At 49.6% G+C, this 22,252-nt stretch carries 31 protein-coding genes; all 31 read left to right on the top strand.

Features of this window, described 5'->3' with window-relative positions:
• A partial coding sequence (locus tag Q0688_RS01115; RefSeq protein ID WP_299071988.1) for a S49 family peptidase occupies nucleotides 1-1,094 on the top strand: 1,094 nt, incomplete at its 5' end.
• Nucleotides 1,091-1,444 (top strand): head decoration protein, encoded by a 354-nt coding sequence (locus Q0688_RS01110; RefSeq protein ID WP_299071985.1) that lies wholly within the window; start codon nucleotides 1,091-1,093, stop codon nucleotides 1,442-1,444. The genes Q0688_RS01115 and Q0688_RS01110, both read left to right, overlap by 4 nt.
• Before the next feature lie 76 nt (nucleotides 1,445-1,520).
• Entirely contained in the window at nucleotides 1,521-2,507 is a 987-nt protein-coding gene (locus Q0688_RS01105; RefSeq protein ID WP_299071982.1) for a major capsid protein, read from the top strand.
• Nucleotides 2,507-2,878, top strand: a complete 372-nt coding sequence (locus tag Q0688_RS01100) for a hypothetical protein (protein ID WP_299071978.1) — start codon at nucleotides 2,507-2,509, stop codon at nucleotides 2,876-2,878. The genes Q0688_RS01105 and Q0688_RS01100 overlap by 1 nt, the downstream gene beginning before the upstream one ends.
• Complete coding sequence (locus tag Q0688_RS01095) at nucleotides 2,859-3,491, top strand: hypothetical protein (protein WP_299071975.1); 633 nt, start codon at nucleotides 2,859-2,861, stop codon at nucleotides 3,489-3,491. The genes Q0688_RS01100 and Q0688_RS01095 overlap by 20 nt, the downstream gene beginning before the upstream one ends.
• Before the next feature lie 11 nt (nucleotides 3,492-3,502).
• A complete protein-coding gene (locus Q0688_RS01090) occupies nucleotides 3,503-4,048 on the top strand; it encodes a hypothetical protein (protein WP_299071972.1) in 546 nt (181 codons plus the stop codon).
• Between the two features lie 8 nt (nucleotides 4,049-4,056).
• Nucleotides 4,057-4,698, top strand: coding sequence for a phage baseplate assembly protein V (locus tag Q0688_RS01085; protein ID WP_299071969.1), 642 nt, complete (start codon nucleotides 4,057-4,059; stop codon nucleotides 4,696-4,698).
• Between the two features lie 9 nt (nucleotides 4,699-4,707).
• Nucleotides 4,708-4,905 carry a hypothetical protein gene (locus Q0688_RS01080; RefSeq protein WP_299071966.1) on the top strand — a complete coding sequence of 66 codons (198 nt, stop codon included), beginning with the start codon at nucleotides 4,708-4,710 and terminating at the stop codon, nucleotides 4,903-4,905.
• Between the two features lie 24 nt (nucleotides 4,906-4,929).
• Complete coding sequence (locus Q0688_RS01075; protein WP_299071962.1) at nucleotides 4,930-5,277, top strand: hypothetical protein; 348 nt, start codon at nucleotides 4,930-4,932, stop codon at nucleotides 5,275-5,277.
• Nucleotides 5,270-6,109, top strand: coding sequence for a baseplate J/gp47 family protein (locus tag Q0688_RS01070; RefSeq protein WP_299071959.1), 840 nt, complete (start codon nucleotides 5,270-5,272; stop codon nucleotides 6,107-6,109). The genes Q0688_RS01075 and Q0688_RS01070 overlap by 8 nt, the downstream gene beginning before the upstream one ends.
• A 10-nt stretch (nucleotides 6,110-6,119) precedes the next feature.
• Nucleotides 6,120-6,863 carry a phage tail protein I gene (locus Q0688_RS01065; protein ID WP_299071956.1) on the top strand — a complete coding sequence of 248 codons (744 nt, stop codon included), beginning with the start codon at nucleotides 6,120-6,122 and terminating at the stop codon, nucleotides 6,861-6,863.
• Nucleotides 6,860-7,399 carry a phage tail protein gene (locus Q0688_RS01060; protein ID WP_299071954.1) on the top strand — a complete coding sequence of 180 codons (540 nt, stop codon included), beginning with the start codon at nucleotides 6,860-6,862 and terminating at the stop codon, nucleotides 7,397-7,399. Before Q0688_RS01065 ends, Q0688_RS01060 begins: the two co-directional genes overlap by 4 nt.
• Nucleotides 7,400-7,403: 4 nt before the next feature.
• The gene (locus tag Q0688_RS01055) at nucleotides 7,404-8,657 is read left to right on the top strand and encodes an SUMF1/EgtB/PvdO family nonheme iron enzyme (protein WP_299071952.1); all 1,254 of its coding nucleotides are present in this window, start codon (nucleotides 7,404-7,406) and stop codon (nucleotides 8,655-8,657) included.
• Nucleotides 8,658-8,719: 62 nt separating this feature from the next.
• The gene (gene avd, locus Q0688_RS01050; RefSeq protein WP_299071949.1) at nucleotides 8,720-9,082 is read left to right on the top strand and encodes a diversity-generating retroelement protein Avd; all 363 of its coding nucleotides are present in this window, start codon (nucleotides 8,720-8,722) and stop codon (nucleotides 9,080-9,082) included.
• Entirely contained in the window at nucleotides 9,079-10,353 is a 1,275-nt protein-coding gene (locus Q0688_RS01045; RefSeq protein WP_299071946.1) for an RNA-directed DNA polymerase, read from the top strand. The genes avd and Q0688_RS01045 overlap by 4 nt, the downstream gene beginning before the upstream one ends.
• Nucleotides 10,346-10,639, top strand: coding sequence for a hypothetical protein (locus Q0688_RS01040; RefSeq protein ID WP_299071943.1), 294 nt, complete (start codon nucleotides 10,346-10,348; stop codon nucleotides 10,637-10,639). The genes Q0688_RS01045 and Q0688_RS01040 overlap by 8 nt, the downstream gene beginning before the upstream one ends.
• Before the next feature lie 107 nt (nucleotides 10,640-10,746).
• Nucleotides 10,747-11,883 carry a phage tail sheath C-terminal domain-containing protein gene (locus tag Q0688_RS01035; protein ID WP_299071941.1) on the top strand — a complete coding sequence of 379 codons (1,137 nt, stop codon included), beginning with the start codon at nucleotides 10,747-10,749 and terminating at the stop codon, nucleotides 11,881-11,883.
• A gap of 12 nt (nucleotides 11,884-11,895) precedes the next feature.
• Nucleotides 11,896-12,408, top strand: a complete 513-nt coding sequence (locus Q0688_RS01030; RefSeq protein ID WP_299071938.1) for a phage major tail tube protein — start codon at nucleotides 11,896-11,898, stop codon at nucleotides 12,406-12,408.
• 71 nt (nucleotides 12,409-12,479) lie between these two features.
• A complete protein-coding gene (locus tag Q0688_RS01025) occupies nucleotides 12,480-12,737 on the top strand; it encodes a phage tail assembly protein (RefSeq protein WP_299071935.1) in 258 nt (85 codons plus the stop codon).
• A gap of 213 nt (nucleotides 12,738-12,950) precedes the next feature.
• A complete protein-coding gene (locus Q0688_RS01020; protein WP_299071933.1) occupies nucleotides 12,951-15,767 on the top strand; it encodes a phage tail tape measure protein in 2,817 nt (938 codons plus the stop codon).
• Between the two features lie 54 nt (nucleotides 15,768-15,821).
• On the top strand, nucleotides 15,822-16,250 hold the full coding sequence (locus tag Q0688_RS01015; protein ID WP_299071931.1) for a phage tail protein: 429 nt from the start codon (nucleotides 15,822-15,824) through the stop codon (nucleotides 16,248-16,250).
• Nucleotides 16,247-16,456, top strand: coding sequence for a tail protein X (locus Q0688_RS01010; protein WP_299071929.1), 210 nt, complete (start codon nucleotides 16,247-16,249; stop codon nucleotides 16,454-16,456). The genes Q0688_RS01015 and Q0688_RS01010 overlap by 4 nt, the downstream gene beginning before the upstream one ends.
• 94 nt (nucleotides 16,457-16,550) lie before the next feature.
• A complete protein-coding gene (locus Q0688_RS01005) occupies nucleotides 16,551-17,522 on the top strand; it encodes a contractile injection system protein, VgrG/Pvc8 family (protein WP_299071926.1) in 972 nt (323 codons plus the stop codon).
• Nucleotides 17,523-17,629: 107 nt separating this feature from the next.
• A complete protein-coding gene (locus Q0688_RS01000) occupies nucleotides 17,630-17,833 on the top strand; it encodes a hypothetical protein (RefSeq protein ID WP_299071923.1) in 204 nt (67 codons plus the stop codon).
• Nucleotides 17,834-18,116: 283 nt separating this feature from the next.
• Complete coding sequence (locus tag Q0688_RS00995; RefSeq protein ID WP_299071920.1) at nucleotides 18,117-18,998, top strand: hypothetical protein; 882 nt, start codon at nucleotides 18,117-18,119, stop codon at nucleotides 18,996-18,998.
• 766 nt (nucleotides 18,999-19,764) lie between these two features.
• The gene (locus Q0688_RS00990) at nucleotides 19,765-20,172 is read left to right on the top strand and encodes a hypothetical protein (protein WP_299071917.1); all 408 of its coding nucleotides are present in this window, start codon (nucleotides 19,765-19,767) and stop codon (nucleotides 20,170-20,172) included.
• Between the two features lie 140 nt (nucleotides 20,173-20,312).
• Nucleotides 20,313-20,543: a hypothetical protein gene (locus Q0688_RS00985; RefSeq protein WP_299071914.1), complete on the top strand. Its 231-nt coding sequence runs from the start codon at nucleotides 20,313-20,315 to the stop codon at nucleotides 20,541-20,543.
• A 41-nt stretch (nucleotides 20,544-20,584) separates the two neighbouring features.
• Nucleotides 20,585-20,893: a transcriptional regulator gene (locus Q0688_RS00980; RefSeq protein WP_299071912.1), complete on the top strand. Its 309-nt coding sequence runs from the start codon at nucleotides 20,585-20,587 to the stop codon at nucleotides 20,891-20,893.
• A gap of 99 nt (nucleotides 20,894-20,992) precedes the next feature.
• Entirely contained in the window at nucleotides 20,993-21,316 is a 324-nt protein-coding gene (locus tag Q0688_RS00975) for a hypothetical protein (RefSeq protein ID WP_299071909.1), read from the top strand.
• Between the two features lie 240 nt (nucleotides 21,317-21,556).
• A complete protein-coding gene (locus Q0688_RS00970) occupies nucleotides 21,557-21,898 on the top strand; it encodes a hypothetical protein (protein WP_299071906.1) in 342 nt (113 codons plus the stop codon).
• 13 nt (nucleotides 21,899-21,911) lie between these two features.
• The coding region (locus Q0688_RS00965) for a hypothetical protein (protein ID WP_299071903.1) at nucleotides 21,912-22,252 on the top strand (341 nt) is incomplete at its 3' end.

Raw genomic sequence — 22,252 nt, 5'->3', positions numbered from 1 at the left:
CAGGGTGTCAGGCTGGGCGTCGCGGCTCGTCTACCCAGTCAGTCTCGAAAGAGTTTAACGAAGCCCTAAGCAATCCGAGCGTGAAAGCCATTGTGCTCAATATTGACAGCCCCGGCGGTCAAGCGGATGGCATTCACGAACTGGCGGAAATGATACACGCCGCCCGTGGCGATAAACCCATTGTGGCTTATGTGGGTGGAACGGGGGCCAGTGCAGCGTATTGGGTAGCCTGTGCCGCTGATGAGTTGGTGATTGATGCCACGGCTATGGTGGGTTCAATTGGCGTAGTTGCCACGTTAACCCGCTATAAAGACACGGATGAAGGCGTGGAGCGATTGGAATTTGTGTCCAGTCAATCCCCGAAAAAGCGCCTTGATCCAGCCAGCAAAGAAGGCCGTGCCGATTGGCAAGGCCGTCTTGATCAGATGGCGGATGTATTTGTTGATCGAGTAGCCCGAAACATGGGGGTAACTCGTGAAACGGTATTGTCCGATTTTGGACAGGGTGGCGTTTTGATTGGTCAGAACGCTGTGGAACAGGGCATGGCCCACCGACTTGGCAGCCTTGAAGGCGTGATCAGTCAATTATCAGAGAGAAAACACAAAATGACAGACAAGAAAACCAAAGCGGTCACGTTGCCAGCCGCGACCGAAGCCAGCGCCGAAGTGATGATCGGAGCGATTAAAGAGCAGCGCCCGGATGTATTCCAAGCGTTGCAGCCAGCGCCGGAAACAGAGGCCACGGCCTTGGAACATGCGGGTGATATTGCCGCCGCGTGTGCCAGTGCCGGCTTTCCTGAATTGGCAGCCAATTTGCTCAAGCCAGATGTGACCAAAGCCTGTGCAGATCGTCAGATCGCCGCAGCCAGTGGCTTGAAAGATATTTGTGCAGCGGCAGGCATTGAAGGCAGCACCGCCGCTTTACTGGCTCACCTTGATGATCCGGTGAGGCTGGCAGGCAAAGCCATCCATGAAGCGCAAGCGGCATCGGATGACAGCAGCAAAATTGAAGGGCAGGTGGTCGGCAAAGAAAAGCAGGCCGCCAAAATCAACGGCAGCGCCATCATGGCAAATCGTAAGGTAACTAAAAGATGATTGAAGAAAAAACACATGCGGGGAGTCATATTCTCACCGAAATTAGCGGCTTGAGTCGTGATGATGCTCAGTTAAGTGGTGGCAAATATTTAACGGCTACGGTGTTGGGTGAAGTTACGGCCAGCAAAGAGCTGGTACAACTGGCCCCCGCAGCCAGTGACGGCAGTGAAGTGGCCGCCGCCATCTTATTCCGTGGCGTGGATGCGAGTGCTGAAACGAAAAGTGGCGTGGTGAATGCTCGCCTTACCGCTGTTCGAGCTTCATCACTGGTGTGGCCTGATGGCATCACCGATGCAGAGAAAACCGCCGCGATTAAGCAGCTGAAAGCGAACCACATCATTGTGCGTTAATTCGCCTCGTTACTAACCCCTTAAATGCGGCCAGTGAATTACTGGCCGTTTTGCTTTTACCGTTCGGAGAAACAGAATGGACGAAACTCAAGAACTATTTACGGTTGAAAATCTTACCGAGTCAATCAACCGCACTGAACAAACACCGGGCCGCATTGGTGAGCTGGGTTTGTTTGAAGAAAAACGTATTGATACAACCAGTGTCAACATCGTTGAAAAAAACAACTCAATCATTTTGGTTCCGGCGAAACCTCGCGGCAGTGAAGGCACGTCACTGGATACAAGCAAGCGCAAAGGTGAAACGTTCCCATTGGTTCACTTGCCTATGTCTGGGGCTGTTCTGGCTGAGTCTACGCAGAATGTTAAGCCTTTCGGCGGTGAAACCCGTGAAGATATGGTGCAAGCCAAGATCGATGAAGAACTGGACAGAATGCGCGGCTCTATTGATGTCACCATTGAATGGCAACGTATGGGCGCACTTAAAGGCAAGATTCTGGATCACGATGGTGAAGTGATTGTGGACTTGTTCCAAAAGTTTGGCATGACTCGTTTTGTTAAAACACTGGATTTCACCAAAGATTTACGCACCCAATTAATTGCGGCTAAGCGTGAATCGAAAAAAGCCCAAGGTGCTATTAAAGCCCCTCGTTACCGTTGTTTAGCTGGCCCAGAATTAATTGATGAGCTGATGGTGAATGACGATTTCAAGCGAGCGTATGAACGCTATGACAGCGGCAGCGCCTTGCGTGATGATGTAACTGGCGGGATCTCTTTCGGTGGCATTTTATGGGAAGAATACGAAGGCCAAGTGGGCGATCAAGAGTTCGTATTGCCAAACGAAGGCTTACTGGTGCCAGAAGGCGTGCGCGGTATGTATCGCACTTACTTTGGCCCCGGCACTTACGAAGAAACCGTGAACACCTTGGGCTTACCGTATTACGCCAAAGCTGAGCGCATGAAGTTTGATAAAGGCCATGAGCTTGAAGCGCAATCCAACACAATCAGCTTAACAGCGGCCCCCCGTGCCGTGGTTGGCTTCAAAGTCGGAACTAAGAACGCTTAATGCGTGATCCGTTCCAAAAGGCCAGCCGCCGGATCATCCGGCGGTTAGGTCAACCCGTCGCAATGGTGACAGTCAACGGGGTGCGCCTTGAAATGAAAGGCGTATTTGACCACCCAGAACAAGAGGTGATCACCAAGGGCAAGCGTGGCGGGTTAACCCTCAAGGCCGATGTGCCCACCTTGACAGTGCTGGGCAGTGAATGCCCGGAGCTGAACAAGGATCTGCGGATTTTTGTGGATGAGCGGGAATATTACCCGGTGCCCTCCAAGTCATTTGATGATGGGGCGGGCTGCATGGTGATTGTTCTGGCTGATCCTGTACCTGATCAGGACTACGAGGAAGAACAGAACGATGGCGGAAAGTGGCGTTGAAGTTCAAATGAACTTTGCCCAAGCCATCCGCAATGCTACCGCAGTGATCCAAGCGACACCCAAACAAATGGAAGTTGCCAGCGAACGGGCCATAAGGAAAACCATTCGCTGGCTTTCTGGCCGGGTAGCGCGGGAGCTAAGCCAGCAACTTGGTATTCCACAAAAGAACCTCAAGCCTCGCTTGGTGGTGCGTAGTGTGGGCAAGGGCATGGATAAAGCGCACATCTTATGGATGGGTGTGGCAACTATGTCAGCGGATTTGGCAGGCAAGGCCCGGCAGACCCGCAAAGGGGTGACAGTCGGCAAACGTAAGTTTGAAGGCGCATTTTTGCGCAGTGTCTACAACCCAGAAGAAAACGTGTGGATTCGTGCCCGGCGTAACCGTGAGCAAGGTTATATGACTTTGAGCCGAACCCGGAAAGCTAACCACCGAAGCCCTAGCCCAGAACTGGCCGGACGATTTCCGATCCAGCGGATAGGGGTGGAAATTGAAAGCGTAGCCACTGAGGCATTCAGGCGGCTGGACAGGCGAGCACTGGACAGATTCAAAACCCTGATTGAGCAAGAACTTAACTATGCAGTGAATCACGAAAGCAAGAAAGCACGAAAGTAAGAAGGGAAAGCATGAAAGATGATGATTTAACCCTGATACATGAAGCGCAGGTGGCTTGCATTAAGAAAGCCATGCCGATGCTCAAGCAGGTGGACGACTATGCCCCGGAGTTACTGGAGGGTAAAACCTTGGTAACAAGCCCGGCGGTGTTGTTGGAAGCGGTGCAAATCAAACCGGGTAAAAAAGTATCTGGTGGGCGTTTTGCCTTAACCATTGAGTTTGCCGCTCACTGCATCCTGAGTATGAAAACCGAAAAGGTACAGCTCGAAATTCGCAACTTTGCGGCCAGAGTGCTGCAAATCGTCAATGAAAACCGTTGGGGGCTGGAATACGCCAAACAGCCAGCGGAGCTTTCCGCATTCCCCGGCATGTTCAGTGAAAAACTGGGCTTTGAAAGCTGGGTGGTGTCATGGGAGCAAGAATTTCACTTGGGTGAAGTCAATCTGGGTGATGACTGGCTGCCCACTGATGTTTATATCGGCGAAGCGCCAAACATTGGCGCAGCCCATCAAGATGATTACACCCTGACAGAAACGGAACCCTCACCCAGTGAGTAAGGCAGCGCATGGATCAGTATCAAAGTTTAGTGCTGCGGCTTGAAGAACTGGAACGACGAGTGGGCCAGATGGTGATCAGGGGCAAGATTGCCGAAGTTGACCCGGCCAAGCATGTGGCGCGGGTGGCTTATGGGCCAAAAGGCAAGCAGCTCACGGGCTGGCTGCAATGGAAACCCATGAGAACGGGCAAAGCCATAACGTGGTGGTGCCCAGAAGTGGGCGAAGGTGTCACGGTGATCAGTGAAGGTGATCTGGCATTGGGTGAAATACTGCCCGGCAGTTACCACGCTGAGTTCCCGGCACCCAGCACCAACCCTGATGAATATCTGGTGCATTTTGGGGATGGCTCCAAAGTCAGCCATAACCGCAGCACCCACAAACTGGAAGTGGTCAACGTGGGTGATGTGAATATTACCACCCAGCAGAACATCACGGTGACAAGTACAGGCACCGCCACGGTGGATGCTGGCGCTGATGTGAACGTGAAATGTAAAGGCCAAGCCACTGTGAATGCGGGCGGTGAAATCATTGCCAATGGCAGCAAAGTAAAACTGAATAAAGGCACCGGGGTGGTGACAGGTGAGTGCATTTGCCACTTTACCGGGAAACCTCACGGTGACATTTCCAGCCAAGTGACCGCAGGCAAATAAGGGGGCCGCATGGCACTGAGTAAATCCGGCCTTAAATCTCGCATTGTCAGCGAGTTTGAAGCCTTGGGCGCAAAAGCCGAGGGTGAACACTCTTGGGTTAATAAAATCGCTCAAGCCATAGCCAATGCGGTGGTGGACGAAATCCAAACCAATGCAAAAGCCGCTGTGAGTGGTGGCTCAAGTGCTGGCGAGCATCCTATCAAGTAAAGCACGAAAGGCAGAAAGCACGAAATGAAAACAGGAACCCACCGCGACACGGGCGCGGCCTTGGGCGGTGTCGCCTATCTGCGGCAACGGCTCAGTGATGTGATTAACACGCCGCTGGGTTCGCTGGTGGGCCGCCGTGAATTTGGTTCGCGTATGCACGAACTGCTTGATCGCAACGTCAATGAGGCATTCCACATGAATGCTTATGTGTTGCTGGCGGAAGCCATAAACAACCCGGCCAATGGGCTGGAAGATTTTAAATTAAAGGAAATGCAGATCGAGAGGCTAGGTGATGCCCATTACGGCTTAACCATTATGGGCTTTCTCGATGATGGCAACCCGGTAACGATGGAGGGGCTGCAATATGGCTGAGGGGATTAACCTTGCTTTGCTCCCGCCGCTTGATGTTGTCAAGCAGGTGGATCATGAGGCCATTATCAAAGATGTGGCCGAAAAAGCCGGGCTGGAAAATGCCAGCCCAAGCGATCCGGCTTATCGGGTAACGCTGGCGAACACTTACCGAGAGGTAATGCTCAGGCAAGATGCCAACGAGCAAGCCCGTGGCTTGATGTTGGCGTATGCCAAAGGCCCAGAGCTGGATCATATCGGGGTGACGTATTACAAGCACCCTGATGGCTCGCCCGTGCTGCGGATTGAGGGCGAAAGTAACGATGCTTATCGTGATCGCTTGCAAAAATCCCCAGAGGGGCTTTCTGTGGCTGGCCCAGATGGCGCGTATGAGTTCCATGCCCTGAGTGCTCACCCGGATGTAAAAGCGGCCACGGTGTCCAGTCCGGCCCCGGTGATGGTTGATCTGCACATTCTTAGCCATAGCGGCCAAGGGGTGCCCACTCAATCGGTGCTTGATGCTGTGGATGCTTATACCCAACCATTTAGGCCATTAACGGACAAATTAACCCCGAAAGCGGCGGAGGTGTTGACCTATGCCATAACGGGCAAGTTGTTCATTAAAGTTGGCCCTGATCCAGCGTTGGTGCATCAAGCTGCTACCAAACAGCTGGCGGATTATGTGGCCGCCCTGCATCGGTTTAAAGGCCGTGTGGTGGAATCGGCTATTCATGCCGCCTTAACGGTGGAAGGGGTGGAAGAAGTGCAGCTGGATAACTGGGTGGATGTGATTTGCTCCGCTATCCAAGCGCCGTTCTGCACGGGCATCACAACCACCTTTGAATTGGTGGATTAAGGGGGAAGGCATGGAACCCGTTTCAATATTGCCGCCTAGTGTGTCCGATCTTGAACGAGATTTGGAACTGGCACTGGCGCGGATCGAGCATGTAGAAATCCCCATAGCCACATTATGGAACCCGTGGGAATGTCCACTGGAGGTGCTGCCTTTCTTGGCGTGGGCCTTATCGGTGGATTTATGGCGCACGGATTGGCCTGAAACAGTCAAACGCCGTGTGGTGGCTAACTCGCTCAATGTTCACCGAACCAAGGGCACCCGCCCCGCTGTAGAGAAAGCCCTCAGTGATTTGGGGGTAAGCACGGATTTGGTGGAATGGTTTCAAAAAGCCCCAGAAGGCGAGCCGGGCACCTTTGAGGTGACGGCATGGGCAAATGAAAACATCACGCCCGGTGAAGAAGGGGTGCTGAACCCTGAAATGTACGATCAGATCCGCCGGGCCATTGTTAATTCCAAGAACACCCGAAGCCACTTTGAATTTAAGGTGGGGGCGAAGTTTGGCCCGAATCGGATCGCAATGGCGCTGGCCTTATCAGGCATGGCGGCACTGGCCCGAAAAACGGCCAACACCAAGCAAGAAACGTTAGCCAGTCAAGCCGGGATCGGAGCTGTTTCAGTCACGTCCGGGCTTTCGCTATCTCGTAGCACTCAGCAACCGCACCTTGATGCTAACCCACGGCCAAGCCGTTGTGGGCTGGCTGTGGTGTGCTGGGGTTATACCGTTATTTATCGACACATGGAGGCAATCGTGTGAGTGCGTTAATACCCATTATCACAACCAGAGGCTTAGCCGCCGTATTTAATGCCGAGAACACCGGGGTGGCCGCCAAAATTACCCATATTGCATTGGGCGACAATGGCCGAACACCCAGCAAAGGGGAACTGGGCCTAGTTAATGAGCGAATGCGTATCCCTATCGCTGATGGCGAGCGGGTTAACGATCATCAAATTCACGTCACGGCTTTGGCCGATGGCTCCCCTGAATTTTGGGTGCGTGAAATCGGCTTTATGCTCGAAGATGGCACCATGCTGGCAGTGTGGTCGGATAAAGACGATCCGCTGGCTTACAAATCCGCCCCGGTGCCTTTGTTACTCGCTTTTGATTTGGTGCTGGAGGCGTTGCCATCCAGTTCGGTCACTGTGATCGGCACAGGAGCCGACTTATCACTTGCTGCGTATGCAGATAAGTTTATTAGTAACGCAACTCACTCAATTAACGCACAGACTGGCGTAATAAAAAACGCACACTGGAACTTAACGTTAAGCGAAAAACTAAGAGCTATGGAGTAATACAATGAGTTTAGAAGATGAAGTAAAAGCCCTCACTGCCGCCACAAGTGAGCAAACAAAGGCATCACAAGACCTAGCTCAAGAGGTAGCCGGGAAGATGGGCGACCTAGACAAGAAAGCCGATGACGCCATCGCGAGAGCAGAAGCTGGCTTTAACGACAAGGTTAACGAACTAACGGACCACGCAATCGAAGGACACAAAAAAGCCATAGAGGACGCTTCTGGCGGCCGCAACACTATTCTGATTGACGATCAAGGTAACCCCAACATCATGGTGCGAATCCCGCGCTTCAATTATGAAGATGCAAACGCCGCCATCCTTGCAAAGCATGGCATTGACTTGCAGCTTGGCGAAGGCACGCCGACCATGTTTTTAACCAACGGCGCGCCACGGGGAGAGGTGCTGGTTGCTAAACATCTCGCATCGTCTGGCAAAAACGGCGGGTGCTCTGTTGTCGGTGGTGTTCAGCCTCGCACATCCGTGAATTACGATGCCGCCAAGGCGCTTTGTGAAAACAAGGGCGCGAACTGGCACATGATGAGCGTTCACGAGTGGGCAGCTATCGCGCTGTGGTCGCTTGCTAATGACACGGTGCCGCGCGGCAACACAAACTATGGCCGCAGCCACGAAAACAAGCTAGAAACCGCCCGCCGCGCCGATAACGGAACGCCGGGTGACGCTAGCGGAACGGGCAGAACTGACACAGGCAAAGGGCCGGATACTTGGGCGCACGATCACGGCGCTTGGGGCGTACAGGATTTAGTTGGCAATGTGTGGGAATGGCTTGATCAGATGACACTGAAAAACGGCCAGATCATCACAACGCTGGATAATAACCCATCAATTGCAGAAGTAAACTGGCACAAACACGGCGCTTATTTCGACTCACCAAGCGACAGCATGAGCGGCACGGGCAACGTTGGCTCGCCAATCCTCAGCAATTCAGTAACAAAGCGCAACGGGCCACTTGATGATGATAGTCACGATTACCCGTACATGAATAGTTCTAACTGGGCTGGCATTACGCAATCCGCCACTTACCAGAAAATCGAACTGCTGCGCCGCTTATTGCTTGAATCCGAAGTGACCAACTCGGTGACAGGTGGTATCTGGGCCCGCAACTATGGCAACCGAGTCCCGCTTCGCGGGGGCGGCTGGGTCGGTGGCTCGGGCGCTGGGCTGGGTGCGCTCCATCTGTACAATGCGCGGTCGGGCTCGGGCAGTACCGTCGGTTTTCGCCCCGCTTTCTTTGTGTAACTGAACACTGAATCTTTGAACGGCGCACGGTAGTGCGCTTTTTATCTTAAACAGGAGGAACGTTGAAAACGCTAATCATTGAAGAAAAATGCCGAGAAATGATGATGTACGGCTATCAAGCGTTAAAGCAATTTCCAAAACACGAACGGCACGTTCTTGGCGCGGAAATTAGACTTTCAATGCTACAGCTTCAGCGATTAATCATTACGGCGTTTAAGCGCTATCACAAGAAAACGACACTCACCGATCTTGATATTGAACTCGCAATACTCAAGCGTCGCGTGAGGCTTGCGAAAGATCTTCACTATCTGGATATTAAAAAATATCAACTATGGGTTGAGCAACTTGTTGAACTCGGAAAGATGATCGGCGGCTGGATACGTTCCGTTAATGCAAACACTAAAAAACAGGTGGCAGCATTATGAATACGCGGAACCGATTCCCGCTTCGCGGGGGCAACTGGAACAATGGCTCGAACGCTGGGCTGGGTGCGCTCAATCTGAACAATGCGCGGTCGAACTCGAACAGTAACATCGGTTTTCGCCCCGCTCTTGATAACGCCAGAAGCAACCACCCTACGGGGTGCTGTCAGTGCGACCTTGAAAAGGATGCTTTCACCTCGGCAATGGCCGAAATACGTATAACACCGATTGATGCGTCAATCGCGTGTACATTCGAAGCGATATTTGACTTTGAAAACTTACTGTCAGCCGCCTACTCATGCAGAAAAGGCAAAACAAAATCGACAGCGACACTCGTTTTCTTCAACAACCTAGAAGAAAACATCATTCAGATACAAAATGAACTGATGTGGGATATGTATCGCATGTCGCCATATCATCACTTTTATGTATTTGAACCAAAGCGCCGCTTAATATCCGCACCTCACTTTAGAGATAGAGTGGTTCATAGGGCGATATACAACATTATCGAACCGCTCTTTGATAGGACGTACATTTATGACTCTTACGCATGCAGGCGAAATAAAGGGACACACAAAGGCGCCAATAGAGCCCAAGCGTTTATCAGAAAAGTGGAAAACAAAAGCGGTAAAGCGTACGCCTTGAAGGCGGACATTAGCCGCTATTTTTCAAGTATCGATCATCATATTTTGAAGTCGCTACTAGCAGCAAAAATACGCTGCGACCGAACGCTTGCACTGCTTTATTACATTATAGATAACAGCCCGTGCGATGCGCTGGGCGTGGGAATCCCGCTTGGCAACTTAACGAGTCAGATTTTTGCTAATGTGTATTTGCATGAACTGGATAGATTCGCCAAGCACACGTTGAGAGCAAAGCACTACGTTAGGTATATGGATGACTTTACTATCATTCATGATGACAAAGCGCAGCTTCACAAGTGGCGACGAGAAATCGAAGCATTTCTTTGGTCGATGCTCAGACTTAAAACCAACAGCAAGACGCAGGTTTTTCCGATTGCAAAACAAAACGGCAGAGCTTTGGATTTCCTCGGCTATAGAATTTATTCAAGTCATAGATTGCTCAGAAAATGCAGCGTCAAGCGCATAAAGAGCAAGCTAAAGAAGCTCAGAAAGCAGTACGAAAGCGGTGAAATCGGTATTTCTGAGATTAATCAAAATATTCAATCGTGGCTTGGTCATGCGTCACATGCCAATTCACACAACTTAAAACGGGCGTTATTCAACGAGCCATTCCGGAGGCAAAATGTTTAGCTACATCTTTAAAGGCGAAGCGTACACGGACACGAACCGCGAGTTTATGCTCAACATTGGCATGAACACAGAGCAAATCGAGTCGGTACTATCTCAGCAAGAATATGAATCGAAGCAAAATGCAGATCTGCGACAACAAGCGTACAAACGCGAATCTGATCCGCTCTATATTGAGTGGCAATACGAGCTTGAAAGCAGCAACTCAGAATCAGACCGCTACAAAGAAGCTTGGATGAGCAAGGTTTCTGAGATTAAAGCTCGATATCCGTTGCTGTCTGAAAGTTAATTGACGCGAAAGTAAGAAAGCACGAACGCTGCGAAAGCGGTTTTTTGTGCCTAAATTTTGAAACCACGCCCCGGCATTCGCTGGGGCTTTTTTATTGGAGTTAATACATGGCCGACTACTTACACGGCGTGGAACAGTATTTCCTTGAGAACATGAACCGCCCGATCGAAGTGCTTGCCGCTTCGGTCATTGGTTTAGTGGCCACGGCGGACGACGCCGACGCTGATATGTTCCCACTGAATAAGCCGGCACTGGTCAACAGTGAAAAGCAAATCGCCAATGCGGGCACCACGGGCACGTTAAAACATGCCCTTGAAGACATCTATCGCCAAACGGGCGCGATCGTCATTGTGGTGCGTGTGGCCGAAGATGCGGACGAAGGCGTCGAAATCGCTAACGTGATCGGACAGCTAGACAACGACACAAACAGTTACGGCGGTTTGAAAGCCCTACTGTTTGCCGAAAGCCAATTAGGCACCCGCCCGCGCTTGATTATTGCGCCGGAGTTCTCGCACAAAGTGGGCGTGGGCGCCGAAATGGAAGCGGTGGCCAAAAAGCTAAACGCGATCCCAATCATCGACGGCACCGAGAACGGTTATTCCGATGTGATCAACGAAGTGAAGAACTACGACCAGGCATTCTTTGTCAATTGTGGCATTAAGCTACTCGATGAAGCTGGGAAAGAAGTTACTCGTAAAGCATCGGCAACCGTGGCGGGGCATATCGTTCGTGTGGATAACGAAGAAGGCTATTGGAATTCGCCATCGAGCCGCAAGATTTACGGCATTCTGGGTACGTCAGAGCCGATTGATCACGCGATTGGCTCTAAAACCAGTAAAGCAAACCTTTACAACTCGGAACGCGTCAGCGTGATCGTCAATCAACAAGGTGGTTGGTACTTGTACGGCAACCGTCTCGCGAACGGCACCATGCTACCGCATCAACGTATTCGCTATATCGTCGGCGATTCCATCATGTACGCCCACCAAGAAATGGTGGACCGCAACGTCACTAAATCCTACGTGGACGGCGTGAAAGGGCGCGTAAATAGCTTATTGCGTCGCTTGAAGTCTCGCGAAGTGATCAGCGGTGGCGAATGCTGGCTTGATAAAGAGCTCAACATCGCCGCGATTGGTACGGCCCAGGTGTACTGGGATTACGATCTCGGGTTCTACGATGTCGCTGAACGTCTGACTTTCCGTCAGCATGTCACCGACCGCTATAACGAAGCCATTTTCAGCTAATAAGGGGGCCTTGTGGCTAGATTACCAAGTGTCATTGTAGACACTAACGCCTTTTTTAAGGACGAGAGTTTCGCCGGTGTGTGTAACACGCTTACATTGCCGAAAGTGGTGGTGAAAACCACGGATATGGTGTTAGCCGGTTACGCGGGCGACATCGAGCGCGATTTGGGTAAGTTGGAAAAACTGGAAAGTGAAGTCACCGTTTCGGAATACAACTCGAAAGTGATTGACCTTGTCGGCAACCGTGAAAGCCGTGATGAACAGTTTATCGTTCGTGGTGCCCTTGATGTTGATGGCGCGATTAAAAGCGTTGTCGTGCGTCAACAAGGCTTTTGGAAGTCATACGAACACGGTGGCGATTTTAAAGCGGAAGAAGAAGCCGCGCTTAAATTTGCCATTGCGGTGGAAGTGTACGGGCTTGAAATCGACGGGAAAGAAGTCGTTTTCATCGATAAGCCTAACAACATTTTCCGCGTGAACGGCAAAGACCGCAACCAAGCGATCCGCGAAGCCCTCGCCCAATAATCCCGCCCGAAAGGGTTTTAAATAGATTCAGCCCTGGCCATATGGTCGGGGCTTTTTTGTGAGAATTGAACATGTCTAAAACTGTCCCAGTCATTCTAAATACACCCCTTAAACGCGCCGAAGAAGAAATCAGCCAAATCGAACTACGTGAACCGAAATCGGGCGAACTGCGTGGTCTTGAGTTGTTTTCTGTCTTGCGTATGGATGTGACCGCCCAGCGAACGCTGGTCCCTCGTATTTCCAACATGACCGCGAACGAGTTCGATACGTTGTCACCTAGCGATCTGGTTAAGGTGATGAACGAGGTGTGCGCTTTTTTCATGGAATAAGCACCCCGCCGGATGTGATGGAGCTCGAAGCGGATCTTTATCTCATATTCACCGGTTGGGACGCTTTGACGACCGCTAACATGTCGCTGGTTGAATTGATGCGATGGCACAAAATCGCCATCGAACGCCACAATAAGGCCAACGAAGAACAATAGCCCAGCGCGCCATAACAACATGGCGTTGCTGGGCTTTTTTTGTTTATGAGGTGTTGCAATGGCTGATACCAATATGCGCCTTAATCTTGTAATGGGCATGGTGGACAAACTGACCGCCCCCATTCAGAAGGTGACGACCCAAACCACAAAAGCCGGTGACAAAATCAAAGCCACCGGCGCGGAGCTTAAGAAGTTAGGCGCCATGTCGAAAGACATCGAGCACTTTCGCAAGCTGAAAACAGAGAGCACCCAAACAAGCCAGGCATTAGATAAAGCTCAATCTCGCGTGTCACGCCTGGCGGCAGAAATGCAAGCGGCAGAAAAGCCCACCGCGAAGATGACCCGCGAATTTAAAGCGGCGCAAAAAGAAGCGTTAAAACTCAAAAATCAGCATGAAGCCGAAAGCGCCCAACTGCAGAAGATGAGAACGAATCTGCAGCAAGCCGGTGTTTCGACCAAAAACCTAAACGGGGCAACCAGTAAGATCCGCAAGGAAACCGAACGTTATAACGCCCAGTTAAAAGCCCAACAAAAAGAACTCGACGGCGTGGTCGCCCGTCAAGAAAAAATGTCTAAGCTATCCGAACGCAATAGCAATATGAAAATGACCGCGACCGCCGACGCTGTGGGCGTGGGTGCGGCGATGTTCGGTATTAAAAAGCTCGTGGATGCCAGCGGCGAGATCGGCAGTGCTCAAGGGGAAATTGGATCCCTTGGTATCGATGCGGCGGGTATTGATGCCATCACGAAAAAGGCGAAAGAGTTTTCCGACGAATGGGCGGGAACGACCACGTCAGACTTTATCAAAGCGTCATACGACATTAAGTCGGGTATTTCTTCTTTGTCGGATGCGGCCGTCGGTGAGTTCACCAAGATCGCCGCATTAACCGCAACCGGCACAAAATCGACAACAAGCGAAATGACGTCATTGTTTGCCACCGGTTACGGTATTTATCGCAAGCAATTTAGCCAGTTTGCTGCAGGGACCATCGAAGGGTGGGACAAGCTGTCCGAAGAAGAACGAAACATCAAATTTGGTGAATACTTTTCGTCGGGCATTTCCAACAGTGTGCGCCAATTTAAGACCGACGGCGCCCAAATGAGCGCGGCGATCTCGAACTTAGGCGCGACCGCCACGTCGGCAAACGTCCCCTTTTCTGAACAGTTATCGATCTTGGGCCAACTTCAAGCCACGATGTCGGGCAGTAAATCCGCCACCAAATACCGCGCGTTTTTAGGCAAAGCAGCCGAGGCGGGCGATAAGTTGGGCCTAAGCTTTACCGATGCGAATGATCAGCTGTTATCGATGCCGGACATTCTCGGCCAGTTGCGAAACAAGTACGGCGAAACGATTGATGCCGTCGAAGCGCAAGAGTTGAAAAAGGCGTTTGGTACGGATGAAGCGGTCAGCATGATCCAATTGCTTTATCCAGAAATCGACACGCTAAACGGCAATATATCCGCAATGGATAAGAACCTTAAAGGCGGAATGGGCACCACCAAAGAAATGGCCGAATCCATTGGTAAGGGCACATCGGAATCATTCCAGATCTTAAGCCAGCGTGTGGCCACAACATCGGCGGCGGTTGGTGACCTGTTCGCACCGGCGGCGATCATGGTGGTTGATGTACTTGGCCAAGCGGCGATTGGGTTGCGCCACTTGATCGAGGCGTTCCCGTTCTTGTCCCAGGTTATCGCGTTTGCGGTGGTGGGGTTAATCGCCTTTAAAACCGCCTCGATAGCGTCTCGATTCGCCTTTGCAAGCTTTTCGGATGCGTTAATCGGCGGTCGAAAGGCGTTAACCTGGCTCAACAGTGAGCAAGTAAAAAACACCACGTTAATGGTGGCGAACCGAGTGAAGACGTTAGCGTCTACCGTGGCCACGGTGGCGATGACTGCAGCACAAAAGGCGCAAGCCATTGCTACGAACCTAACATCATCGGCCACGCTGCGCGCGAATGCCTTAATGGCGATGTCTCGGGTTAGAACCTTGGCGACCATGTCGGCGTTGGTGTTGTTCACTGGTACACAAAAAGCCCTTGCCGCGGGTACTGTAGTAATGACCACCGCCCAATGGGCGTTAAATGCCGCTTTCCTGGCGAACCCTATCGGTTTAGTGATTGCGGGTGTCATGGCCTTAATTGCTGTGGTTGCCTTAGTGGTGAAGTATTGGGAGCCGTTAGGGACGTTCTTTTCAGGACTTTGGGATCGAGTGAAGTCGGTTTTCTCGTCTGGATGGGAGTTCGTGAAATCGATCCTGATGTTCTCGCCCATTGGTTTGATTGTTCAAGCTTGGGACCCGATAAAGGGATTCTTCGGGGGGCTCTGGGACGGTTTAAAATCCACCTTCTCGATGGGGTGGGAGTTTATTAAATCGATTCTAATGTTTTCGCCCATCGGTTTGGTTATGCAAGCCTGGGATCCGTTAACAGGATTCTTTTCGAGTCTTTGGGATGGCGTTAAATCGATGTTTAGCGGTGCGATGGATTGGATTAAGTCGGTGATCTTGTCGCCGATTGAAACCATTAAAAACACGCTAGGTTCGGCCTGGGATATGTTGTTCGGCGGTGGTGATGTTGAAGTCGCCGCCAATGTGAAGAAAGTCGCGGAGCAAGTCCCCGCGGTTAAGAATCCCGCAGCTATTCTTGAACAAAGCCCAATCGGTGCCCAGACTACCCAAGCGCCCACGACGGCGCCGGTGGTTGCGGCCTCGGGTAAGGCATCGGTGGCCCCATCCATTCAGTACGGTGACATTATTGTTCACGCTGCGCCTGGTATGGATGCCGAAGCCGTTGCGCTTGAGGTTCGTCGTCAATTGGATGAACGGGATCGTCAAGCTTCCCGCCGTGGTCGAACGCTTGCGTTTGATACTTGATGATTTAATGAAATAAAGAATTAAAGACCGCTTTCGGGCGGTTTTGGGGGTTTTATGTCGGTAATGATGGCGTGGGGTGATTTTCAATTCAGCATGTCAACCACCCAATACCAACGATTAAAAACGTCGTCGTCCTGGCGATGGGGACAATACGACCGTTACGGCCGTAAACCGGGCAAGCAATACCAAGGCCCTGGCAGTGATTCAAAAACCTTTGATATTGCGATTTATCCGCAATCATCGAGTGATTTAGAAATCATCGACAATATTAAATCCATTGGCAACCAAGGCAAGCCGCAACGTTTGATTGCGGGAGCCCTTAAGCGGGTAAATGGTCAAGCGAAAGGCTCGGGCCTTGATTTGGGTTTGTGGGTCCTTGAAAAGCTCGATACGGATGAAGGGGAATTTCTCGATAACGGTGTACCGCTTGAAATCAAAGGTACGATCACGATTAGCGATTATGGAGACGATGAAATCAAATGACGACCAAATATCGAACGACTCAAGGCGATATGCTCGATGCGATTTGTCATCGATATTATAGCGGTCGCCCTGGTGCCACTGAGGCGGTATTACAAGCAAATCCGCGCTTGGCCAAGTTAGGGGCGATTTTGCCCGCTGGCTTAGTGATTCAGTTGCCCGATCTCGGTCCCGCTGAAAATCAAAGCACTGTCTCGCTATGGGATTAACGCCCGTCACAGGTAACAACATTTTTATGTTGTTACCTGGTATTTTTGAAATCGCCAAGATACCCAACCAACAACAAACGGAAGCGGGGGAACAATGGAACAAGCCGCGTACCAAATAATTGCCAATCAGCAAGACGTGACCGCCAAAATGGCCGATCGTCTTATTCGTTTGTCCCTCCATGATGCGGCAGGGTTTGAGAACGATACCGCTGAGATAGAACTCGATAACCGTGGTGGTGCGGTCGCTGTCCCGCCCACGGGCGCCGAACTTGATATTTACATCGGCTATCACGACAAACTGTCTTATCGAGGTACTTACACGGTGGATGAAATCGAGGAACCACTCGAATTTGATGTGTTGATCATCAAAGCTCAATCCGCCCAGATGAAAAGCTCACTGAAAGCCCCAAGAGACGCCAGTTATGACGATATAACGTTAGGCGCCTTAGCGGGTCAATTAGCCCAGTCACATGGCTATCAAGCGGCGGTGTCGGATGAAATGGGCGCGATTCACTTTGAGCATATCGATCAGCGAGGTGAGTCGGATGTAAATCTATTAACGCGCCTGGCTAAAGAAAGTAATGGTTTGTTTAAGATGGCCGCGAATCGCTTTGTTATCGTCTCTAAGGAGTCGGGAAAGTCAGTCAGTGGGAAAGAGCTTCCCGCGGTCACGTTAAGCGACCCAGAGAACAGCACGGGCCGCGTGACCATCAAAGACAAAGACGACTATCAATCAGTGGTTGCGTATTGGTTTGATGAAGCAGCCCAGGAGAAAGTGGCCGAAACGGCGGGCAGTGGGGAACCCCAGTTCGTGATCAGGAAGAACCACACCAACCAACAAGCGGCCCAAACTGCAGCACAAGCCAAGTTAGCCGAGCTTAAGCGCGGTAATGGAACGTTATCGATAACGCGTCCCCTCGATACGAGCATCATGCCCGAAGGGGTTCTTATATTGAAAAATCACAAACAAAGCGCCAATGGTGAATGGCTGGTCGAAAGTGTCGATCACTCGATAGAACCAGGCCGCGCGGCGACCACATCGGCCAGTTGCTCAATGAAGCAGTAACGAGGGCTATCAACACAAAACATTATAGTATTGATGGGTTTAGGGTTTACGTGCATAATCACCTGTATAAATACACAGTATTATAAAAGTCGATCGGAGTACAGATTTTGAGCTTGAATCCTTTAAACGACGGAACTAAAAGCGGTACATTTGATAATTTGGCGTCATTGTTGCGCCATATCGAGTCAGTTAGCGATGATAGTGAAGTTTGCGATCCTGGATTGCATCTAGTAATAAAAATGGCGAGTGCGACCGCTCGACAATTGCAGGGCTTTGACGAAGAAAAAGAAAGCACAGATCAAGGCGGTTAAAAAATCAGTTCATTTCTGCGTGATCCTTTCCGCATCGTGTGGTAGGCTTATTGCGAAATGTTGTTTTAGTGCTTGTTGGCTTATGGTTTGGCGACTTAGGCGGGCAAGATGAAGATTAATAAAGGTTTAAAAAGCAAAAACCCCGCAAAAGCGGGGTTCTTTAATCGGGCAATAACAAGTGTATTAATGTTTGGCGGCATAATACAAAACCCTACATAACAAATTAGAGTTTACTTGTTGTACCTGATTGCTGCAAGCCTTAAACGGTAAAAAAAGCATCAGTATGAAAGAAAATGTATCTGTAACTAGGGCTAAAGTCCTAGCTGACGAGTTTAGAGACTACTCGCAACAAGAAAAAACCGCATGGGCGAAGAAAAACGCCGAAGAAAATGCGAAATACCTATCATCTAGCCTTGGTTATGACGTTAGCGAACGACTTCCTTATGTGTTGTTGCAAGCGGCGACTGAGGTCCTTCAAAGTATCCAAAATCGCAGTAAGCTAAAAACTCGAATTTGCGATAGGGCTGATCATTACGCTAATACCATGAAGGTTTTAGCGACGGCTATCCTTCATTATGACTTAGCATCAAACCTCGTTGGTGTTCGTGATCGAGTCACTCATAAGTTAGAACGCTGTGAAAATAGCTTGTTTGCTGATCGCCTTAACATGCCATCAAGAACGGTTGATAATTGCATCTACAGCTTAAAACGCGCGGGCCTTTACCTTTCTTTTGAACAAAGAGAAGAAAAGGACAGTGATGTCGGCCCTGTTTATCGTGGTGTAGCATCAATCAAACGTTTAAATATGGTGATCTTTGAAATGCTGGGTCTTGGTCAGTTTGTGACAGTGCAACGCGCCAAGGCTAAACAAAGAAAGCAAATCAAACAGCTTGAGAAAACGCCAGAGCAAGAGCAGTTAGATAGTTACCGTAAAGTGGATGATAAGGTCAGAGATAAACGCAACAAGCAACGCAGCCATGCTAAATTCGAACGTGTGACGAAGCCAATAACTGAAATGTTAGCTTCGCTGCAGTCCCAGAACCGGACAGAAGAGACGCTAAACCTTTTGAACCAGGGCTTTAGCCATGCAGAGATCAAGGCGCTGTATAAGTCTCGCGAGTCTGACCCCGGCCCAGTAGACGACTGCGCCGACATACCCTATTAGGTCCCCCATTTTAAACATGCCGCTTAGTTGCGGATTTTCTCGATCCTTCCGTTAAATAATCCCCGCATTTACAGCAACTTAGCGAGTAAAATGCTATAATACACGTCTATTTCCTTACGTATTTTTGATGTTTTTGGTCATGCTTGTGGATAACTTTCAAACTACCCTCCATTAACTGGCGTATGATCCCTTCTATAAGTAGCGCACATTCCCCCAAATTAAAAAGAAACATAATATATCAAGTACCTCCCATTAAATTGTGATTGAACTACATCGATCTCCTTTACTACATAGGGCACAATTTAACGGGCCCCAACAGCCAGCTTTAATCAATCACTCTTGATTAGGCTTATCGCAATAGCTGGCTGCGCTGAACATTCCTTTTGTCATCCGACCGTCATCCTTTCGAGTATTACGATTATCTAGTGGAACCAATCCTTAACCTTTCGTATTTAATTTAAGCCTATCACCTAGCCTTCTTTCGCTTCGCGAAGTCTAGCAGGAGAGTAAGGCGAGATTTAACGACGTTCTGTGTAACTAACCGCGCCGATTAAGTATCATGGTCTATCGAACCGCATCGAGCGGCTTGGTGCTTCGCTTGCACTTCGTGCTTTGCTTATCCCTGCGGGGCGAGTCCTCATTTGAAAGTAGGTTCTGTGGGTGCGCTTCTGGGCGCAAAAAAAAACAGTTGCAAGCTAGGACGAAAAGTCCTATTATTTATCTCAAAGGCCGGGCAAGGTGCCAAGGCCAAAACCGAGATAATTCGATGACTGCTTACAAAACGATTCGTAAAAATGCTACCAAGAAGATCCAATCTATTTTAAATAGTGCCGTTGGCATTATTGGCCGCGTATCATCAATGCAAATTGATGATAGCTACGAGAACGCCTATCACCTGGCCACTGCAGAAGAAGTGATCGCATGGCTTAAAGATGAAAACAATTATCACGATGCTACGTGCTTTTATCGTGATGACGAGTTTAACGTTAGTGGTCCTTATCATTTTTGCGACCATTTTACGGCTTATTTCAATCAGGAAGCGCTTAACGAGGCTTTAGAGTGTTACGGCTTGGCTGAGTCCATTGATGCCCCTCAAGAGCCATTAGAGGCGGTTAGGGTGGAATCTAATGTGATTGCGGTGGATTTTACGCGCCGTGTTCGCTTATCTGCATAAGTTAAAAAGCCGACTTTGCTCGGCTTTAATTAACGAAATAAAGAATTAAAGAAAGTAATTGCTTGTAATTTAGGACGAAAAGTCCTATTGTTTATCTCGAAGGCCGGGCAGGGTGCCAAGGCCAAAACCGAGATAAATCGATGAAAGCAATCATTCAGTTAGACAGCAAGACATTCTATTTAGAAACGCGTGGTAATAAGATGACTCTTAGCCACAAAGAGGATGCTTTGGGTGAATATTGGGAAATGTTTACTGATAATGCCAGTCGTCGCGCTTATCGTGGTCTGGGGATTAAACAGTTCGCCAGCCTTGAAGCCGTCGAAAAACAATATAAAAGCTGGCGAGGCGTAAGCGCCTTGTTGGCCAACTAACGATAAAGAGGGCGGCACTGCCGCCCCCAAATGGTGCCATTATGACAAATGCTATTATTCGCCCAGAAACACTAATCCCTTTTGGTTTAGATTGGGCGCAACCGACAGGCGAAGAAGTTCGCGAAATCTTAAGACTGTGCGGTTTAACGGGAAGTCAGGCCGCGGCATTGGTTGGGGTTTCAGATGGTAGAAGCGTTCGTAAATGGTGCGCTTTTGATCCTGTAGAGGTCGAGAAAGCAAAAGCCGAAGGGCGTAAAACGAACATGCAGCGAATCCCTTTCGCGGCGTGGGCTATTCTGGCAGAGCGCGCCGGATTTGGGCTTATTTGGAATGAAGAAATAAATAAATAAAGAATTAAAGAAAGAAAATGCTTGCAAGGTAGGACGAAAAGTCCTATTATTTATCTCGAAGGCCGGGCAAGGTGCCAAGGCCAAAACCGAGATAACACGATGACTAACAATCAAATCATTGCAAAAACCATTCTTGAACAACTTGGCGGCGGTCGCTTTGTGGCTATGACTGGCGCGAAAAATATGGTTGCTATTGAAAGCGGCCTACAGTTTGACCTTCCTCGCACTCGTCACTATGTAAAAGATGGCATCAATAAAATCCAAATCATCTTGAACCCATCTGACACTTACACGGTCCGCGGCCTTAAATATATGCCTCGTAAGTTTGAATGTAACGAACTGGCCAACGAACAGGGCATCTATGCCGATATGCTGCAGCGCACCTTTACCGAAATGACCGGCTTAAATACTCGTTTATTTTAATGCTGGATAAGTCGCCCTTAAAGGGCGGCTATTTACGGAGGGTTGAAAATGGATGATAACTCGAATGTATTGGGCGCCCCTGTTCCCTGGCTGAGTTTAATTATTTATGTGATTGCGCCGCGGAAGTTACCCCCAAGCCATCCACCGAAATGGTGGATAAGTGCCCAGATTTAGAATTGAGTGATACGCGATCGATAGATTAAGTGTTATTTTGTTATTCACTCGAAAGGTGATTAAGAAATGAAGAAAAACCGATTATCTAAAAACCAGAAAGATGCGTTATTTGTGTTAGCTATTCTGGAAAGCAAAAACAAAGTGGGTCCGATTGGTGTTTCGAAGGTTCGGGCTATGGTGGAAAGTTCGCGTGATGGCGATTTGGATCCGTCTAACTTTCGAAAAGGGCTCCATGTGTTGGCCAGTCGTGGGTTAATTGAAATGGGTCGCTATCGAAATTTGAGTTTAGCAATGCAGCTAACCAGGGTTGGCCGTCACGACGCCGCAAAAATTTATCGAGAACGCACCGGCGCGGAACTCGACATTCAAACCGAAGATGATGAACAAATATCAATTTTTGATAATTAAGAAGGACAATAGCATGACATTTGAACAATCTATGTTAAACGAATACATCGATCAGTTAGTGAAGCAATTCCCACAATACAGCAAGATAGAGCAACAAAAGATTTTAGAATCTGTGCGTTCTCTTGTTGTTGAGCCTAAGAAGATCGCGAAAGCTCGACCGTTAGAAGATGTGCTTGCGGATATTCGCGAGGCTATCGAAGACGGTGGCCGTGCCGAAATGTTTTTCACTGCAGCGTTTAGTAATTGGTATCGCCGCACTGAAACGCCGCGCGTAGCGCACTTGCATGATTACATTAACCTGGACCTTAAGAACCGCCATCTGTTTATGGAAATGATGAGCTTGCGCGATTCTGG

This window comes from uncultured Paraglaciecola sp. (assembly GCF_937123705.1).
Taxonomy (GTDB): Bacteria; Pseudomonadota; Gammaproteobacteria; order Enterobacterales; family Alteromonadaceae; genus Paraglaciecola.
This window is presented reverse-complemented; position numbering and strand designations above follow the sequence as displayed.

Excerpts from the sequence above, each read along its gene's own strand:
- Q0688_RS00995 (WP_299071920.1), top strand. The coding sequence starts at position 18,117 with ATGAAAGAAAATGTATCTGTAACTAGGGCTAAAGTCCTAGCTGACGAG.
- Q0688_RS01100 (WP_299071978.1), top strand. The coding sequence starts at position 2,507 with ATGCGTGATCCGTTCCAAAAGGCCAGCCGCCGGATCATCCGGCGGTTA.
- Q0688_RS01090 (WP_299071972.1), top strand. The coding sequence starts at position 3,503 with ATGAAAGATGATGATTTAACCCTGATACATGAAGCGCAGGTGGCTTGC.
- Q0688_RS01005 (WP_299071926.1), top strand. The coding sequence starts at position 16,551 with ATGGAACAAGCCGCGTACCAAATAATTGCCAATCAGCAAGACGTGACC.
- Q0688_RS01040 (WP_299071943.1), top strand. The coding sequence starts at position 10,346 with ATGTTTAGCTACATCTTTAAAGGCGAAGCGTACACGGACACGAACCGC.
- Q0688_RS01075 (WP_299071962.1), top strand. The coding sequence starts at position 4,930 with ATGAAAACAGGAACCCACCGCGACACGGGCGCGGCCTTGGGCGGTGTC.
- Q0688_RS01070 (WP_299071959.1), top strand. The coding sequence starts at position 5,270 with ATGGCTGAGGGGATTAACCTTGCTTTGCTCCCGCCGCTTGATGTTGTC.
- Q0688_RS01095 (WP_299071975.1), top strand. The coding sequence starts at position 2,859 with ATGGCGGAAAGTGGCGTTGAAGTTCAAATGAACTTTGCCCAAGCCATC.
- Q0688_RS00980 (WP_299071912.1), top strand. The coding sequence starts at position 20,585 with ATGACAAATGCTATTATTCGCCCAGAAACACTAATCCCTTTTGGTTTA.
- Q0688_RS00975 (WP_299071909.1), top strand. The coding sequence starts at position 20,993 with ATGACTAACAATCAAATCATTGCAAAAACCATTCTTGAACAACTTGGC.
- Q0688_RS01020 (WP_299071933.1), top strand. The coding sequence starts at position 12,951 with ATGGCTGATACCAATATGCGCCTTAATCTTGTAATGGGCATGGTGGAC.
- Q0688_RS01085 (WP_299071969.1), top strand. The coding sequence starts at position 4,057 with ATGGATCAGTATCAAAGTTTAGTGCTGCGGCTTGAAGAACTGGAACGA.
- Q0688_RS01105 (WP_299071982.1), top strand. The coding sequence starts at position 1,521 with ATGGACGAAACTCAAGAACTATTTACGGTTGAAAATCTTACCGAGTCA.
- Q0688_RS01065 (WP_299071956.1), top strand. The coding sequence starts at position 6,120 with ATGGAACCCGTTTCAATATTGCCGCCTAGTGTGTCCGATCTTGAACGA.
- Q0688_RS01055 (WP_299071952.1), top strand. The coding sequence starts at position 7,404 with ATGAGTTTAGAAGATGAAGTAAAAGCCCTCACTGCCGCCACAAGTGAG.
- Q0688_RS00985 (WP_299071914.1), top strand. The coding sequence starts at position 20,313 with ATGAAAGCAATCATTCAGTTAGACAGCAAGACATTCTATTTAGAAACG.
- Q0688_RS00970 (WP_299071906.1), top strand. The coding sequence starts at position 21,557 with ATGAAGAAAAACCGATTATCTAAAAACCAGAAAGATGCGTTATTTGTG.
- Q0688_RS00990 (WP_299071917.1), top strand. The coding sequence starts at position 19,765 with ATGACTGCTTACAAAACGATTCGTAAAAATGCTACCAAGAAGATCCAA.
- Q0688_RS01025 (WP_299071935.1), top strand. The coding sequence starts at position 12,480 with ATGTCTAAAACTGTCCCAGTCATTCTAAATACACCCCTTAAACGCGCC.
- Q0688_RS01010 (WP_299071929.1), top strand. The coding sequence starts at position 16,247 with ATGACGACCAAATATCGAACGACTCAAGGCGATATGCTCGATGCGATT.
- Q0688_RS01110 (WP_299071985.1), top strand. The coding sequence starts at position 1,091 with ATGATTGAAGAAAAAACACATGCGGGGAGTCATATTCTCACCGAAATT.
- Q0688_RS01035 (WP_299071941.1), top strand. The coding sequence starts at position 10,747 with ATGGCCGACTACTTACACGGCGTGGAACAGTATTTCCTTGAGAACATG.
- Q0688_RS01045 (WP_299071946.1), top strand. The coding sequence starts at position 9,079 with ATGAATACGCGGAACCGATTCCCGCTTCGCGGGGGCAACTGGAACAAT.
- Q0688_RS01080 (WP_299071966.1), top strand. The coding sequence starts at position 4,708 with ATGGCACTGAGTAAATCCGGCCTTAAATCTCGCATTGTCAGCGAGTTT.
- Q0688_RS01015 (WP_299071931.1), top strand. The coding sequence starts at position 15,822 with ATGTCGGTAATGATGGCGTGGGGTGATTTTCAATTCAGCATGTCAACC.